The sequence below is a fragment of the Bacillus sp. J14TS2 genome (genome assembly GCF_018333015.1).
Classification (GTDB): domain Bacteria; phylum Bacillota; class Bacilli; order Bacillales; family Bacillaceae_C; genus Lederbergia.
Window position 1 is genome coordinate 338257 of record NZ_BORE01000002.1, and the last position, 16180, is coordinate 354436.

General features: G+C 36.7%; 15 protein-coding genes and 2 pseudogenes. 5 read left to right on the plus strand and 12 right to left on the minus strand.

Going from position 1 to position 16180, the window contains the following annotated elements; all coding sequences use genetic code 11:
• Positions 1-402 precede the first annotated feature (402 nt).
• The gene (locus KI375_RS04185; RefSeq protein WP_212972288.1) at positions 403-723 is read left to right on the plus strand and encodes a CotD family spore coat protein; all 321 of its coding nucleotides are present in this window, start codon (positions 403-405) and stop codon (positions 721-723) included.
• Between the two features lie 148 nt (positions 724-871).
• Here the strand turns inward: KI375_RS04185 and KI375_RS04190 are convergent, their stop codons facing one another.
• The gene (locus tag KI375_RS04190) at positions 872-1417 is read right to left on the minus strand and encodes a GNAT family N-acetyltransferase (RefSeq protein WP_212972289.1); all 546 of its coding nucleotides are present in this window, start codon (positions 1415-1417) and stop codon (positions 872-874) included.
• Between the two features lie 304 nt (positions 1418-1721).
• Between KI375_RS04190 and KI375_RS27780 the strand changes: the two genes are divergently transcribed.
• The 3 genes from KI375_RS27780 (at position 1722) to KI375_RS04205 (ending at position 2572) form a co-directional block, all read left to right on the plus strand.
• Complete coding sequence (locus tag KI375_RS27780; protein WP_212972290.1) at positions 1722-1898, plus strand: HIT domain-containing protein; 177 nt, start codon at positions 1722-1724, stop codon at positions 1896-1898.
• 32 nt (positions 1899-1930) lie between these two features.
• The gene (locus KI375_RS27785; RefSeq protein WP_306419780.1) at positions 1931-2119 is read left to right on the plus strand and encodes an HIT family protein; all 189 of its coding nucleotides are present in this window, start codon (positions 1931-1933) and stop codon (positions 2117-2119) included.
• 249 nt (positions 2120-2368) lie between these two features.
• A complete protein-coding gene (locus KI375_RS04205) occupies positions 2369-2572 on the plus strand; it encodes a hypothetical protein (protein WP_212972291.1) in 204 nt (67 codons plus the stop codon).
• On the opposite strand, the pseudogene KI375_RS04210 reads toward KI375_RS04205, so the two are convergent.
• The 3 genes and pseudogenes from KI375_RS04210 to KI375_RS04220 all read right to left on the minus strand — a co-directional run bounded on the left by KI375_RS04210 (position 2518) and on the right by KI375_RS04220 (position 5613).
• Positions 2518-3841: pseudogene (locus KI375_RS04210) on the minus strand (ISL3 family transposase). The gene KI375_RS04205 and the pseudogene KI375_RS04210 overlap by 55 nt on opposite strands.
• A gap of 222 nt (positions 3842-4063) precedes the next feature.
• A complete protein-coding gene (locus KI375_RS04215) occupies positions 4064-5047 on the minus strand; it encodes a BtrH N-terminal domain-containing protein (RefSeq protein WP_212972292.1) in 984 nt (327 codons plus the stop codon).
• The gene (locus KI375_RS04220) at positions 5041-5613 is read right to left on the minus strand and encodes a PadR family transcriptional regulator (protein WP_212972293.1); all 573 of its coding nucleotides are present in this window, start codon (positions 5611-5613) and stop codon (positions 5041-5043) included. Before KI375_RS04220 ends, KI375_RS04215 begins: the two co-directional genes overlap by 7 nt.
• A 674-nt stretch (positions 5614-6287) precedes the next feature.
• On the opposite strand from KI375_RS04220, the pseudogene KI375_RS04225 reads away from it, so the two are divergent.
• Positions 6288-6476, plus strand: a pseudogene (locus KI375_RS04225) (sigma factor-like helix-turn-helix DNA-binding protein); the annotation flags it as partial.
• Between the two features lie 160 nt (positions 6477-6636).
• Here the strand turns inward: KI375_RS04225 and KI375_RS04230 are convergent.
• The 8 genes from KI375_RS04230 to KI375_RS04265 form a co-directional block, all read right to left on the minus strand.
• Positions 6637-7994 (minus strand): IS3 family transposase gene (locus KI375_RS04230; protein WP_244852262.1). Its coding sequence is split into 2 segments (ribosomal slippage): positions 6637-7523 and positions 7523-7994, totalling 1359 coding nucleotides; the frame shifts between segments, so codons are not numbered across the junction.
• A 453-nt stretch (positions 7995-8447) separates the two neighbouring features.
• Positions 8448-9788, minus strand: coding sequence for a type I glutamate--ammonia ligase (gene glnA / locus KI375_RS04235; protein ID WP_212972294.1), 1341 nt, complete (start codon positions 9786-9788; stop codon positions 8448-8450).
• 132 nt (positions 9789-9920) lie between these two features.
• Complete coding sequence (locus KI375_RS04240; RefSeq protein WP_374706801.1) at positions 9921-11153, minus strand: methionine gamma-lyase family protein; 1233 nt, start codon at positions 11151-11153, stop codon at positions 9921-9923.
• 38 nt (positions 11154-11191) lie between these two features.
• The gene (hflX, locus tag KI375_RS04245; protein WP_244852264.1) at positions 11192-12442 is read right to left on the minus strand and encodes a GTPase HflX; all 1251 of its coding nucleotides are present in this window, start codon (positions 12440-12442) and stop codon (positions 11192-11194) included.
• A 172-nt stretch (positions 12443-12614) separates the two neighbouring features.
• Positions 12615-13550 carry a stage V sporulation protein K gene (gene spoVK / locus KI375_RS04250; RefSeq protein ID WP_212972297.1) on the minus strand — a complete coding sequence of 312 codons (936 nt, stop codon included), beginning with the start codon at positions 13548-13550 and terminating at the stop codon, positions 12615-12617.
• A 670-nt stretch (positions 13551-14220) separates the two neighbouring features.
• Positions 14221-14448, minus strand: a complete 228-nt coding sequence (gene hfq, locus KI375_RS04255; RefSeq protein WP_207449803.1) for an RNA chaperone Hfq — start codon at positions 14446-14448, stop codon at positions 14221-14223.
• A 28-nt stretch (positions 14449-14476) separates the two neighbouring features.
• A complete protein-coding gene (miaA, locus tag KI375_RS04260; RefSeq protein WP_212972298.1) occupies positions 14477-15445 on the minus strand; it encodes a tRNA (adenosine(37)-N6)-dimethylallyltransferase MiaA in 969 nt (322 codons plus the stop codon).
• Between the two features lie 154 nt (positions 15446-15599).
• The gene (locus tag KI375_RS04265) at positions 15600-15857 is read right to left on the minus strand and encodes a hypothetical protein (RefSeq protein ID WP_212972299.1); all 258 of its coding nucleotides are present in this window, start codon (positions 15855-15857) and stop codon (positions 15600-15602) included.
• Between the last annotated feature and the right edge of the window lie 323 nt (positions 15858-16180).

Consider the following 16180-nt stretch of genomic DNA (forward strand, 5'->3'; position numbering starts at 1 on the left):
AAAAAATCATCACCTAAATAATAAAATTATCTTACATATTTGCGTGATCAGATTAAGCTAAGTATATTATTCTGTTAACTAAATTTGAAAGATTGAATGGGCAAAGAAATTCATGCGAGATAAACAAAGACAGTTTACCTCCCAACGGGTATAAACTGTCCTTTATTGATAGAATATGTACCGCCTGAAAGTACATATAATTTTATCATAGTTAAAATTAACTGGCAAATTTTTTAGAATTTTGACGAATACACCAGACACATATTAATTTTATTTTCCCGGTGCAAACATCCATATACACTCCACTGATGACAGTCTTGCTTTATAAAACGAAAACTAGGTATTTGAACATACACATGATGGACACCTCTCATAATATATAGTGAAAAGGAGGCTATAATAATGAATAGGAACAAACCTTGTGGGTGTGAAGGAAAATGCGATTGCGGATATCCTGAGGTAAAGCCAACGCAGCAGTTACCAGCCCAAACAATGCCTGCACAATATAGCCCAACAAAACAATTCAATGAGTATCAGGGCCAAGATGTTTATATCCCTATGGTCCATCCATCACACACAACGCAACAACAGCATACAACGTATAAATATATGCATTCTTACCCCCACACACAATCTGTTGTTAATTCGGTATCTGAAGAACATTACTGCGTTTGTCCACCAAACCAACATTTCGGTTGTAAACCGACAAAATATTGGCGTTAATATCGCTTAGATAACTGTCCTCAAATAAATATCAAAAGACGAAGGGAGATAAGGAATGCTCCTCCTTCGTCTTTTCTTTGAAAAGCTATTAAGATCCAATATACATGTTATGAATATTTCAAGAGCAAGCTTTAAGTAGCTACCACCTTTATTCTTGTTCCAAAGCCTCCCATTCCTCTTGTAAAATTCCCATACGAATTGAATCATAATATCTACCATTAAAGTAGCGAACTTTTCGAATACGAGCTTCCATTTGCATCCCTAATTTTTCTCCTACCCGAATCATTCGTTCATTTCCAGACCAGGTAGTGAAGCCAACTCTTTTGAGTTGTAAAGTATTAAATATATGATTAATCCATAGTTTCAAGGTACGGGTTCCTAATCCTTTACTCCAATTTTCAGCCTCGTGTATAACAATACCTACTTCCAGCCATTTATTTTGATCATCTTCAAAATAATAGGAAACGATCCCACATACGACTTCATTAATGGTTATAACCCAAAAATCATCCTCGCTGATCCAATTTGCAGCCATTTTCTCAATAAATTGTTCATATGGCATTGATTTGTGTGGAAAGTATGGTGCATCCCACTTTTTCCACTCTGGAGCATCCTCTTTATAGATTAGCTCCCAAAGTTTTAATAAATCCTGTTCCTCAATTGGACGAATGGTTAATTCATTATCACGATACATAATATCCTCTTTTCAGTATTTAGTCGATTTTGTTTGATTGAAAAGAAGAATAAATCACCTACTTTTCAATCACCTTTTTAAATTGAAATTTTTTCACTTGAATCCCATCTTTCGTATGTATAGAATTATTATAATATCTATCTAAATTATACATCAAGATCAACATCTATTCCTCCTATAACTGTGCATAAAACTAAGCCAGATGAATAGTACAGTGAAAACATGTTAAATAGCAAGTTAATTTATCAGAATTTTGAATCGCTATAAAATACGAATTTTATTTTTTGATAAAGGGGACTTATGTATGGAAAGTTGTATATTCTGTAAAATCGGAAAAGATGAAGCGAAATCTTGGAAGGTTTGTGAAGATGAATACGCATATGCATTTCTTGATATTAATCCGGTCAGCGAATACCATACTTTAATCATTCCTAAGAAGCATTACGAGAACATTTTTGATTATCGGAAGAAGAATTATTAAGAGTCACTTCGGTCGTAAAGAAGGTTGTGTCGTTGTATAACGATAAGCTCGGAATAAAGAATGTTCAAATCATCAATAGTTCAGGTCCAGAGGCTCAGCAGGATGTATTTCATTTTCATTTTCACGTTGTTCCTAGAACATTAGGGGATAATCAAGATATTAAATGGACTACTCATAAAGAATGGCGAGAGAAATTTGATGATTTGTTGGCAAAAATATAGGTGGTTTTACTTTAAGTAATCATGCCGACAAAACAAAGCTATTATTTAGTAAGACAAATAAGACTAGATAAATATTGTTAAAATATTATAATTACATCTTGTTAAGCTAATAAGGTGTTTCTCTATTTAGAGCTGGCTGTGAAATAAATGGCAGCTTTTTTATTTCCAAAAAAATGGAACCTTTTCTAATTAAAACACATCTTACTTTTGAAAAAATAAAACCAACAAAATTAATAAGGAGATGAATTCTTGAAGAACAAGGAAGTTCTAGAAGAATGGATGGATAAGTACACGCTACGTCTCGTTAGACTTGCTTATGCGTACGTCAAAGATTGGCTAAAAGCAGAAGACCAAGTACAAGAAATGTTGGGTACTCGGATTATTTGGTGGAAAAGGGCTTATAATTCACCCTTTTCCAATTTTTTAATAAGTGTGGAAAAATCGACACCATAGTTGCCTGTTATGACGTGGTCTGTTACTTCATCCCAATTGAAAGTGTCGTATAACATAGCTTTGTTGAAAGCACTTGAATTAAATCGTGGCTTACGTTTCTTATGAAGGTTCTCATTAAACAGTATCTTGGCTCGTAACGCTTCAAATGAGTAGCCTTTACCCATTCGTTCAACTTGCCTAATAATGCTGTTTATGGACTCTGTATAAGCGTTAGTGAGTCTTTTGTCGGAAGTAATTGAAGATTTCATTCTGCCAATTGTCTACGGCTTTCACAAGATCCTTATAAGCGTCTTTAGAGTTACTGGACAAACAACGTTGTCTCCAATAACTATAACGATCTCTGACCTCGGCTGGGTTAGCTGTATCCCATATCCAGTAAAACTCTTCTTTGAGTTCATAGGCATCATTTAGGTCAGGAATGTTACCTAACCAAGTTTCCAAAAGGAATAAACCTCGTTCATTCAAGTCATGTTTACGTTTAAGAAGGATATATCTCTCACGCATTAGAGTACTCCTCTCTTTTACAGACATATTCGCTTTAAGTGATTTCCTGACGTTGTCTAAGGCTTGATTAGCCATACGGACTACATGAAACTTATCTACAACTACTTTAGCCTGTGGTAAGACCGTATTTACTGCATCTTCGTAAGGCTTCCACATATCCATTGTGACGTATTCAATGTAATGCCTATCACTAATCTCTGAAAGTCGGTGTATAACAGTTTCTTTCTTACGGTTAGGCTTAATATCAAAGATGGTTTTACGCTCAATATTAGTCAGTACGAGACGAGGTTTACGGATAATATGTATTTCATCTATTCCAAGCCATTTAGGAGTCTCAAATTGATATTCTCTTTCTTTTAATGCCACATAGTCTTTAAAGATGTTTCTAACGGTTTTTTCATCTATACCAACGCTTTCGGCTACTTCCACAAAGATCTTAGACATGGATTGTTCTTCAATAGACTCTAACAACCTTTTAGTCATACTACGCTTTTCATCAATGGATATAAGGCGTTCCCAAAATGTGGAACGTCACTCACGACATTTGTAACGTCTGCGGTTTACTTGTAAGCCTACTCCCTTTAAACGAATGGGCAAGTCCATGATTAGTTGTTTTCGTGAACTGTGTTTGTACAGTTTGTCAAAACCGCATTCAGGACAATGTTCAGGTGGTTTGATTGCTTCCACTTTAAACATCATGTCGGTTTCATTTTCTTGCGGTGGTTCTATCGTTTTAAGATCTGGTAGGAATAATAGGTCTGACAAATTGTTCATCCTTTACTACTGGTGTTAAGGTATCAAGTATTTTTCGCTCCGTATAAACGGGTCAATATAACTAAAATAAATATTGTTGCTGTAAAATTTCATTATATTGAGTGTGAGAATCAACTCCTCCATATCTCCACCACGTTTATTAGAAAACACGCTGTCCTCACTAGTAATCATGAATCCATTTTTCTAAAAACTCATTTTTTGAAAGCATTGCAGTCAACTGATTCTTGATAGTTGATTCATTGCTTCATATTCTTTGTTTGATAACTCTAAAAGAATATCAGAAGCCTGATTTAGGAATAGTAATTCATGAGTCTCTCCAGCCTTTTTGATAAGCTTAGATACCTCCTCCCACATAGGTGCGATTTCATTAAACAGATTATATCCATTTTGTAAAGGAGCATGATCAACTATACTCAAACATTCTTTTAAGAAATCTCTGTACATATTTCTAAATAGGGAGCCACCAGTTCCTCCTCGCTCCATTAGTGTGGCTGCTAATACTAAGTCATTCTCAATATTTTCACTTCTCTCAAACCACTTCTTAATCTCTACACTTGTTTTCTTAATACCTTTATAGCCCAAATTTTTGATAGGAGGATTCATATAATCTAAAGCGTTATTTTTGATTGCTTTTATAATCACATCCTTTAAATTTGGTATATCCTCTTTTTTCTTAATGGTATAAGATAGATTTTTTGAAGACATTGGACCTTTTGCGTTTCTTGCCAATGCAAAATTTCCAAGACTTGTTTTTACCATACCACCCTGTTGCTTTGTATCAACCAGGTAGGCAAAACTATCGTCATATCCATACATAGCCACATAATGACCTGCAAAATGTACCTTATTAGTGAAATAATCCAAGTAATAACTGTCAAGCTTTAATCCTACTATAATTCCTTTATCTATGTTTTGTTTAACATTTTCCCAAGCCTTATTTTTGGAAGAAGTCTCTTTTACCTTCATTTGAAGGTTTAAATTATTTACAATGTTACGGGTAAGAAGATCTGGTTTAACTCTTCCTCCAATAAACGGAAAGTCCACATTTTTCATATCCCAATATATATAACCTAATCCTTCACCAATGCCAAACAACATCGCTTCAGACATTTCAATCCCTAAACTTTTCAACAAACTTCCGGTAGCAGTAGTTTCACAATGTTGGCCAGTAAAAGGCGAGAAATTATTTATTAACATTTATCCATCTCCTTATCATCACTTTTTTCCAATAAATCTTTTATTAAGATGTCCATAAACTCCATTTCATTTTTAATGAATAAAAGAGGGTGCCTGAATAATGCTTGCACGTGAAAAGGTAGACTTATTCCACCTTGTGTATCAAATTTTTTATTAATGTTTTTTGCCACTTCAGAAAGGAAATCTTTTCTTTTTTGGAGTGCTGCCAAAACTTCCTCTGTAGTTAAGAAGGGCATACTCGCAAGAGCTAAATCGAATCTGTTATCTCTTTCTCGTGAAGATGATAGAAATTCCAAAGTATTCTTTTTTAGTAATTTTGCACCTGTATCTGTTACTTCAAATTTCCTTGGCGTTGGTCCTCTACCTTTTTTTGATGTATCTAAATAGGAATTTACAAGTTGCTTTTTACTTAATTTTTTTAAACCAACATAAATAGATGTAGACCCAATATCTCCCCACTCCCTATAACCTCGCTCTATTACTAACTGATTAATTTCATAACCAGAAACCTTCTTCTGTTCAAAGATAATCTGTAAAAGCATAAATTCAACGTTAGTGATTTCCATAAAATATCCTTTCTTATATTATACTATACTGCAATATTACACTTGTGTAATATTGCAGTCAATGAAAATGTCAATCCCTTAGCGCAAGCTTATATTTAAAGGAATTTATTTAGCTAAAACTCTTAACTTAGATATTCCAAACACACAAAACACCATTCCGAAAAGGAATGGTGTTCCCGAATTTCTTTTCGATTACAAAGGGTTTTCTTTATTCAACAATATGGCCAATCGTATTGTTAAACACCGCTCTTTCACTATTCTGCCTCGTTCGTAACACAAAATCTATATTAAATTATTCTATACAATAATTCTAATACCCCGATACAGTGTTTAAATTTTTTCACAAAGTATCACTCGTATTTGATTGATACTATTGATTGAGACAACATTCCACCAGATAATCCGATTTAAGCACCCATTGTTTTAAACTATTAGAAAAGTAATTCCACCATAAAATCCGAAGGCCCGAAATGTTTATTAAAGCATTTAATTCAATGGACCAATTAAAAAATAAAGAAGAGCCGTTTCCCTGGCTTGCAAGAATTCTGATTAATGAATGTAAAAGTTCGTTTAGGAAATCATGGCGAGAGATCATAACTGTTTTTTTACCTGAAAAGAAGCAAGAAAGCAGTGAAGAATCATATCTCCGAAGTGTTCGATAAGAAGCAGTACATAGGGCTGTCAACAACCTACCTAAACATTATAGTTTACCTATTACTCTCTTCTATTTTGAAGAGCTTTCTATTCAGGAAATATCACAAATTCTAGATCTTAATATTGGCACAGTAAAATCTAGACTTGCCCGTGGCCGTGAATTATTAAGCAGGCAAAGAGGAAGGTGGATGTTCTCAGTAGCCTCCTGAAAAAAAGAAAATTAAGAGGAGTTAGTTTCCTATTGCTAAATTTCGAAGGTGAAACTAGTTGATTGGAATGGAAGGCGGCGACTCCTGGGGGATTAGCGTGACAGGTGAGACCCCACAGTGAGCGGAGTGCAGTGGCCCCATAAAATTGGACACTCATTTCCTATACGGTTAATGTAAAGTTCTCTCGATAAGCCACTGGACTTTTTCGATTTAACTTTGATTTAATTCGTAAATGGTTGTAGTAATACATGTATTGTTTCAATTCTATTTTGAAATGCTCTATGCTGTCGAACTCCTGTAGATACAGGAATTCATATTTAAGTATTCCAAAAAAGTTTTCTATAACGGCATTGTCATAACAGTTCCCTTTACGGGACATACTCTGTCTTATCTTATTTCCCTTCAGCTTTCTTCGATATTGAGGCATACGGTAATGCCAGCCCTGATCAGAGTGGATCAAGAGCTTGTCACCTTTCTTAGTGGATTTCAATGCTTGATCCAACATCGTTTCCACTAAATCAAACGTGGGTCTGGCTTGAAGGGGATAGGTAATGATTTCGCCGTTAAAAAGGTCTAATACCGGGGAGAGATATAGTTTCTCCCCCAATAATTTAAATTCCGTTACGTCTGTCACCCATTTTTGATTGGGCTTTTCAGCCTTAAAGTTACGTTTCAAAATATTGCGGGCTGCTTTTCCGTATGCCCCTTTGTAAGATTTATATTTTTTGATTCGGACTATACATTGGAGCCTTAAATCTCTCATGAGACGCAGGACTTTCTTTCTGTTTATTTCGTATCCTTTTTCCTTGAGGACATCCGTAATACGGCGATAGCCATAGCGGCCCTTGTGTCGGTGATAGATGAACGTGATCCTTCTTTTCCACTTACGGTCGGGATCTGGCTGTTTCCAGCTGTTCACAATATGGTAATAGGTGCTTCTTACCAGGTTGGCTACCTTTATCATCTTGATCACCGGAAATGCGTGCCTTAGTTCGAATATTACTTTCGCTTTGACTTTGTTGGTGATTTCTCTTTCTGAACTAAGGCTCTTAACTTTTTTAAATAGGCGTTCTCCATGCGAAGGTACTCAAGTTCCTTTTCCAACTCTTCTCTTGATTGGCTGGAAAGATCTGCGGAAGTATGTTTCTTTTGATTACGAGATGTCATAATAGATGGCCCCTTTTCTTTTGATTCAAGGGCATCTACTCCGCCTGTTTCCCACTTTTTCCTCCACCTACGGACCATACTGGGATCCGGGATATGGAAAAGGGCTGATGCCTCTCGAATGGAATAATTCGTTTCGTTCATGAATTGAATTACCCTTAGTTTAAAGGCTGCCGGATAATTTGTATAGGGAAAATCAAACGCTTGGTCTCCATGATGCCGAAATAACAATACCCAATAACGGATTGCCGATTCGTCAATGCCGGATTGCTTTGCCAGGTCACGATAACTAATGATTTCATTTTCATACCGTTGGGCTACTAGTAGCTTAAACTCATTACTATACTTGGACATTTTCAAGACCTCCTAATGTTGGATGGAGTGTCCAACATTAGGGGAGCAGCCCAGGAGTGAACGAGGAGGCTCAGCGCACGCCCCCCGGAAAGCGTCCGCCTGCAACGGAAATCAACGGTGTATAGTCTCTCACATTGTATTTACAGGCTTTATTACAATTTATATTGAACAGAATGGTTTTACAAAAGGAATTATGAAATTGATTGATTCAATTAGTAATCGAGGAGTTAAAAATCTCACAAAGAAACCGTCAAAGCCAGCTGGCCTTAACGGTTTACTTCTAGCTCCAGCCCAACGACTAGCAAACTTTCAGCTGCTGTTTGCGTAAGTCAACGTCCTGTCTAGCTACAGACGACAGGGGCTTGAACCCTGAACTATAAAGGGGAAAAGCCCCTTCCTAGGTTCAGGAACATTTGCTTGCCGCCGATAGGCGGGCGCCTTGCGTTTTTCTTTTTAATATTGCTTCAAATACTGTTCTCTCTCCCATGGATGGACTTGAGTTCGGAACATATCCCATTCGATCTCTTTTGCTTCGATGAAATTTTCATAAATGTGACTGCCTAAGCCAGCTTTTATGATTTCATTCTGTTTTAGTTGATCCAAGGCCTCTGATAAATTAGCTGGTAAATCAACGACCCCTTCTTCTCTTCTTTCTTTTTTATTCATGACATAAATGTTTTTATCTACAGCATGAGGTGGTGTTAATTTGGCCTCAATGCCACTTAAACCAGCTTTAAGAAGAACAGCCATGGCTAGATATGGATTCGCACTTGGGTCTACGCTTCTTACCTCAATTCGCGTGCTAAGACCACGAGAGGAAGGGATGCGAACAAGCGGACTCCTATTTTGCGCTGACCAAGCAATATAGCAAGGTGCTTCAAACCCAGGGACTAAGCGTTTATAAGAATTGATCGTTGGATTCGTAATCGCCGTAAAGCCTGGTGCATGTTTAATAATTCCTGCCAAGAAATGATAGGCTGTTTCACTCATTTCTAGTTCCCCATTTTTATTATAAAAAACATTTTCCCCATCATTAAATAATGATAAATTAAAATGCATTCCCGATCCTGCAACCCCATAAAGTGGCTTTGGCATGAAAGTCGCGTGAAGTCCATGCTTTCTTGCCATTGTTTTGACAACCAGTTTAAAAGTTTGAATTTGGTCACAAGCAGTGACAGCATCAGCATACTTAAAATCAATTTCATGCTGCCCAGGTGCTTCTTCATGATGAGAGGCCTCAATTTCAAACCCTAATTCTTCTAATTCTAACACGATGTCGCGGCGACAATTCTCACCAAGATCAGTAGGTGCTAAATCAAAATAACCGCCATGGTCATTTAATTCTAGTGTTGGCTCCCCATTGTCATCTAATTTAAATAGGAAAAATTCAGGCTCAGGTCCTAAATTGAAATTAGTAAATCCATACTGTTCCATTTCTTTTAATACTCTTTTTAAATTACTTCGTGGATCCCCGGCAAAAGGCTCCAGATTGGAATTGTACACATCACAAATTAATCGAGCAACTTTGCCTTTACTTGCAGACCATGGGAATACAACCCAAGTATCTAAGTCGGGATATAAATACATATCTGACTCCTCAATTCTGACAAACCCTTCAATCGAGGAACCGTCGAACATCATTTTATTATCCAACGCCTTCTCCAATTGAGTAATTGGAATTTCAACATTTTTTACCGTGCCGAGAATATCCGTAAATTGCAACCTTACAAATGTAACATTTTGTTCTTTTGCTAACCGCGCAATGTCTTCTTTGGTATATCTACATCTACCCATATTAATCTAAATATCCTCCCGTAATTTCAAAGTTGCATATTCCTATTCTCTTATTTACTTATATGCACCTAAGATTTTATAAAATTTCCCCTAAAAAATAAAGGATAAATTTATCTACCTATTTATATTCACTTATCTTATATCGATTAAACCTTTTTCTAGTAAACAATTTAACGCTTTTGTTACAGCTATTTTTACATGGGCATATGTTAATCCCCCTTGAATATACGCTGTGTAAGGGGGCCTAATAGGGCCATCAGCAGATAGCTCGATACTTGCCCCTTGAATAAAGGTCCCAGCAGCCATGATCACTTCATGCTCATAACCAGGCATTGAACTTGGGTAAGGTGTTACAAAGGAATCGACAGGAGAGGCCGCCTGGATTTCTTGACAAAATGCGATCATCATTTCTTTATGATTAAATTGGACAGATTGGATTAAATCTGTTCGCTCGGCATTCCATTTCGGTGATGTTTGTAGGCCAACTTTTTCCAGTAGAGCTGATGTAAAAACAGCTCCCTTTAACGCTTGACCTGTAATATGAGGAGCCAAAAAGAAACCCTGATACATTTCAAGTAAACTATAGAGAGAAGCCCCTGCTTCTAGTCCAATGCCCGGTGAGGTCATTCGATAAGCACACATCTCAACAAATTGTGTCTTTCCCACTATATAACCGCCCGTTTTTACAATGCCGCCTCCGGGATTCTTGATTAAGGAACCTGCCATTAAATCTGCCCCAATATGACAAGGCTCTAATTCTTCAACAAATTCACCATAACAATTATCCACAAATACAATCAAGTCTGATTTTATTTCTTTTACAAACTCAATCATCGCCTTCATTTCCGATATGGTAAATGAAGGTCGATCACCATATCCTTTAGAACGCTGAATGCCAATCATCTTTGTATTTGGTTTAATCGCGTTTTGTATCGCCTCATAATCAGCAGAACCATCTTCACATAAATCTACACAATTATAGCTAATATTATATTCTTTTAACGAGCCATTGTCATGCCCTCTTAAACCAACTACCTCTTCCAGGGTATCATACGGCTTTCCAGTTATATATAATAATTCATCACCTGGTCTGAGCATCGCAAATAGCGAAATAGAAATAGCATGTGTTCCAGAAATAATCTGCGGACGAACCAATCCCGCTTCTCCGCCAAACACATCAGCATACACAGCTTCTAACACTTCTCGCCCCATATCACCATACCCGTATCCAGTAGAAGGAGTAAAATGTATTTCGCTGACCCGATGTTTCTGAAAGCTTTCCAACACTCGTTGTTGGTTTACCTCAATCACCTGATCAATTTTTCTATGGATTGGTAAAATTTGTTCTTCAATATTTTCAATCATCTGCTTCAGTACTACATTCATTCTCTTTCTAACTCCCTTTAATCTCCGTATAATTCCAACGCCGCCTTAACGGGATGATCTTCCAGCACATATCCTTTACATTTATAGGATTGTTCCTCTTCTAAAAACTTAAATTCTCGTAATATGGTGTCGTTTTTCAAAACGGACAAAAGTCTTCCTTCATTTGATGGAACGATGACTTGATAATAATCCATATTTTCGGTGGCCATTTTTTCAATGATTTGTTTTAATTTTTGACGGTCGCTATCATTCAAAGCACTCATAATTAAATGCTCACCTGTTTGAGGGACAAACTCTTGGGTAATTTGATCCGATTTATTATAAACGGTTAATTGGGGCAAATGATCCATTTCTAACTCTTTTAATAAATGTTGGACAGTATGCTCATGATTTTCATAATCAGGGTTTGAACTGTCTACTACATGAAGTAAAAGATCAGCATCTCGCACTTCCTCCAAGGTTGAACGAAACGCAGCAATTAACGTTGTGGGAAGATCTTGGATAAATCCCACTGTGTCCGTAAGGATTGCGCTATATCCACTAGGCAGGACCAATTTTCTTGTTAAGGGATCAAGGGTTGCAAATAATTGATTTTCTTCAAATGCCTGTGCAGTGGATAATCTATTGAATAACGTGGATTTTCCAGCATTTGTATAGCCAACAAGGGCAATTTGAAAGGCTCGATTACGTCGTCTTCTCTCACGATAACGTTCACGATGATGAACGACAACTTGTAATTGCTTTTTTATCTCATCAATTCTACGACGAATATGCCGTCTGTCTGACTCTAGCTTTGTTTCACCTGGTCCTCTTGTTCCAATCCCGCCACCTAAGCGTGAGAGAAGAACACCCTGTCCAGCTAATCTTGGTAAAAGATATTGAAGTTGGGCAAGCTCAACTTGTAATTTCCCTTCTTTCGATCGGGCTCGTTGTGCAAAGATATCCAATATTAATTGGGGACGATCTAGCACTTTTGCCATAAGTTTTTCTTGGAGATTTCGTTGCTGACTTGGAGAAAGCTCATCATTAAAAATAATTAAATCTGGTTCAAGTTCTTCCTCTAAATGCTGCAGTTCTTCCAATTTTCCCTTTCCAATATAAGTAGAAGGATGGATTTTTTCCTGTTTCTGAGTCAATGAAGCAATGGTATTCCCCCGCGCAGTCGAAACTAGTGACTCAAGCTCAGACATGGAGTAGTGAAAATGTAAATTGGAATCAATCGTCTGGCTTCCAACGATAATAACCTTCTCTTTATCGGGTATCTGCAAATGTTTCCCTCTTTTCCTCATATGCCATATTTTTATCATAACAAAAAGCGATTTTAAAGACGAATTTAGCGTTTTCCAAATAACGTCTTATTAGTGTATGTATACTTGTACATAACAAATTTCTAAACTGTCTTATAGCCAAGTGCTGGCCATAAGGACAGTATTTTCAACCCTATTTAGAGAAATTAAAATCTTCGCTCATCAAGGTTGCTAATCTATTTTTATCTAAATGTGATTCACTTAAAAGTCGCATCGCTTGTGAGCGAATTGCTTTTTCGATTTGGTTGCGAACATAACGCCCATTTGAAAAATGCTCCCCCTTTATGCCTTTCACATAAAGCAAGTGGTCCTTCAATTTTGCCTCTGCTTCTTTGCTTAAAATATATTCCTTCTCTCCCACCATCCGACGCCCGATATCCATTAATTCATTAGCCGTATAGTCTGGAAAATGAAAAACGAGCGGAAAGCGAGAATGGAGGCCAGGATTCAAACTAAGAAAATAATCCATTTCTTGGGAGTATCCCGCTAAAATAAGAATAAATTCATTTTGCTTATCTTCCATATGCTTCACTAATGTATCAATCGCTTCTTTTCCGAAATCTTTTTCTCCGCCACGTCCTAATGAATAAGCTTCATCAATAAATAAAACTCCTCCTGTTGCTTTCTTGATTAAATCACGTGTTTTTTGAGCAGTATGACCAATATATTCTCCCACTAAATCGGCTCTTTCAGCTTCAATCAGATGTCCCTTAGGCAAAATATCCATTTTTTGAAATAGCTTTCCGATCAATCGGGCAACAGTTGTTTTCCCTGTACCTGGATTACCTTTAAACATCATGTGCAAAACTTGCTGCCCGGGTTTTAATCCTGCTTCTTCTCGTCTTTTATTTATATAGATCCAGGCATATACTTCTTTCATCATTTTTTTTATTTGTGTCATTCCAACAAGGGTATTCATTTCTTTTTCAATCTCTTTCAGGATCGCATGTTCTTGTGATAAAGGTTTTGGTGATATGCTCTTTTGCAAATCAGGTTTCTTTTCTCTATTATTCACATTCAGCATAATACTGATCTGTCCATTATTTTTCATTCTAATCGGTTCACTCATCCTCATCACCTCACATTAAAAACAGTATACGCCCAAAGCTGCAATTTTGTGCCCAGTTCAGTCAAGAAAAGCGCAAGGCGCCCGCCTATCGGCGACAAGCAAATGTTCTGAGACAAAGAAAGGCGTTCTTTGCCTTTCATTGGCTCAGGTTATTTGACCTCGAGCCGATGGCGCCTGGAGCTAGACACCAACCACAAGGTAAGCAGTTATCCACAAGCCAAGAATTTTATAGTTTCCTTAACAAGAACAAAAGCGCAAGCGCCTTGATGTAAGAACATCGGCTAAGTTCGTGACGTCCCGGCGGCAGACTCAAACAGAGATGTCCTAGCACCTTCGTCTGCACTAGTTATCCTGCAAGGGTAAGGACATCCTGTGAGCTTCTCGGGGCTAAGAGCTGGGGCTATATCCAGCATTAGCTAAAATTTATAAGTTTTTATCTTTTTAAAAAGGATTATTTCAGTATATTCAACCTTAATCGCAGCCATTACTGTGGAAAACGGGAAATGCTAAAATACGTACGAATGAATTCTTATGTGTGTGAGATATTCAGTACACTTGACCTACTAAGTGAGAACTTTACTGGTCGATAATGCAGGATAAAAAGAAAGCCGTTTATAACAGAATCCTTATTTTATAAGGAACCTATTGCAAACAGCTTTCTTTAAACAGTTTATTCTTCTAATTTAATTTGAATATTACGTTGGGGTGAAAAAGTTGAGATAGCATGTTTAAACACCAATTGTTGCTTTCCTTCTGATTCAAATAGTACTGTAAAATTATCAAATCCCTTAACATTTCCGCGAAGTTGAAATCCATTTAGTAGAAATAAAGTAACTGGGATTGCTTCCTTTCGAAGTTGATTCAAAAATTGATCTTGAATATTGACTGATGATTTCATTAAATGGCCTCCTAATTTATCTCTATATTTAATTATTCGATTTTAATTCAAGCTTTCCTGCTATAAAATCGATAATTTCGGCTATTTTTTTCCAGTCTTCCCTTTGATCTGTTAAATCAAACCATTCTGCCTCCATTTTATTTCTAAACCATGTTAATTGACGCTTAGCGTAATGACGGGAATTCTTTTTAAGTAAAGTAAGAGCTTCTTCATAAGAAGTTCTTTTTTCAAGATAATCAGCGATTTCTTTATAGCCGATTGCCTTCATGGATTGGTGTTCACGATGAAGGCCATTGTTCATCAGATCGCTTACCTCTTGAACAAGTCCTTCCTCCATCATTATATCAACTCTGTGATCAATTCGTTGATATAATGTTTCTCTATCCATTGTTAATCCAATTACTACATCTTGATATAAAGGAATATTTTGTTGCTTTTTTTGGAATTCAGTCATTGTTTTTCCTGTACAATGAAAGATTTCCAACGCTCTTATGACGCGGCGATGATTATTTGGATGGATTTTGTCTGCAGCATCAGGGTCAACAGCTTCTAACTGATTATATAAATTCATTGCTTCTCCTGACTGAACTTTTTCCTCCATCCTCTCCCTAAAGGATGGATCAGCAGGTGCATCGGAAAATTGATAGTCATATAAGACGGATTGAATATATAGTCCCGTTCCTCCAACAAGAATAGGTAAATGCCCTCTACTCTGTACCTCTTTAATTTTTTCTCTGACAACTTTTTGATATTCTGCTACCGAAAATGTCTCTCGTGGATCTTTAAAACTTAAAAGATGATGAGGCACTCCTTGCATTTCGCTAGGTTTAATTTTTGCTGTTCCAATATCCATCCCTTTATAAATTTGCATTGAATCGCCACTAATAATTTCCCCATTAAATCTTTTAGCAATTTGTAGACTTAATTCTGTTTTCCCTACAGCGGTTGGTCCAATGACGGAAACAACCTTTTCCTTCTGTCTGCTTGACAATTTCATTCACTGCTTTCTCAAAACATCATTTTTTAAATAATACCATATCTTGCTAACGGGCTTATAGTATTATGGTCATTTCTGTTTTTAAGTTTACATAATAATATTATGATACACTATAAAATAAAACCATCTGGAGGTATAGTCCAGATGGTTTTATTTAAAACGAAATTATAATGCCAATCGCAGTCGCTATTACAAGCACTGTTAAGCCGATATAAATCCATGTTAATGATTTTATATTTGTTTTTAATGACTTTGTCTCATATTCATGAGATCTAGCAATCTCTTCTTTGAGTGAATCGCCTTCTACTTCGTATTGTTTTTGCTTGGTACTTACTTCTTTGCCAACTAATAAAGTACCAACGAGAGCAATTATGAATACAACAATAACAGCAATAATCAGGAATGTATACACTTTTATCATTACTCCTATCTGTTAACCTGAATGTTATTTCTATTGTATCGTACTCTATATTTTTAATCCGTGTAACATTTGACAATTATCTTACAGTGCGTGTTCAAGAAGGAGGATAAAAAGACCAAGTCGGCTAAAGGCGCTGACGTCCTGTCAGCAACACCGACACTAGTACATCCTGTACGTCGAAAGTTCGAGGCGACATAGTTTCGAGCAGTGGACTTGTACAGGATGTACTGACTTCCGTGTTGCCCACAGGACGTGGGCGGTTTTAACGGAAGATCCTTATCACATCACCTGATACATGAGCAGCGGAAAAACAA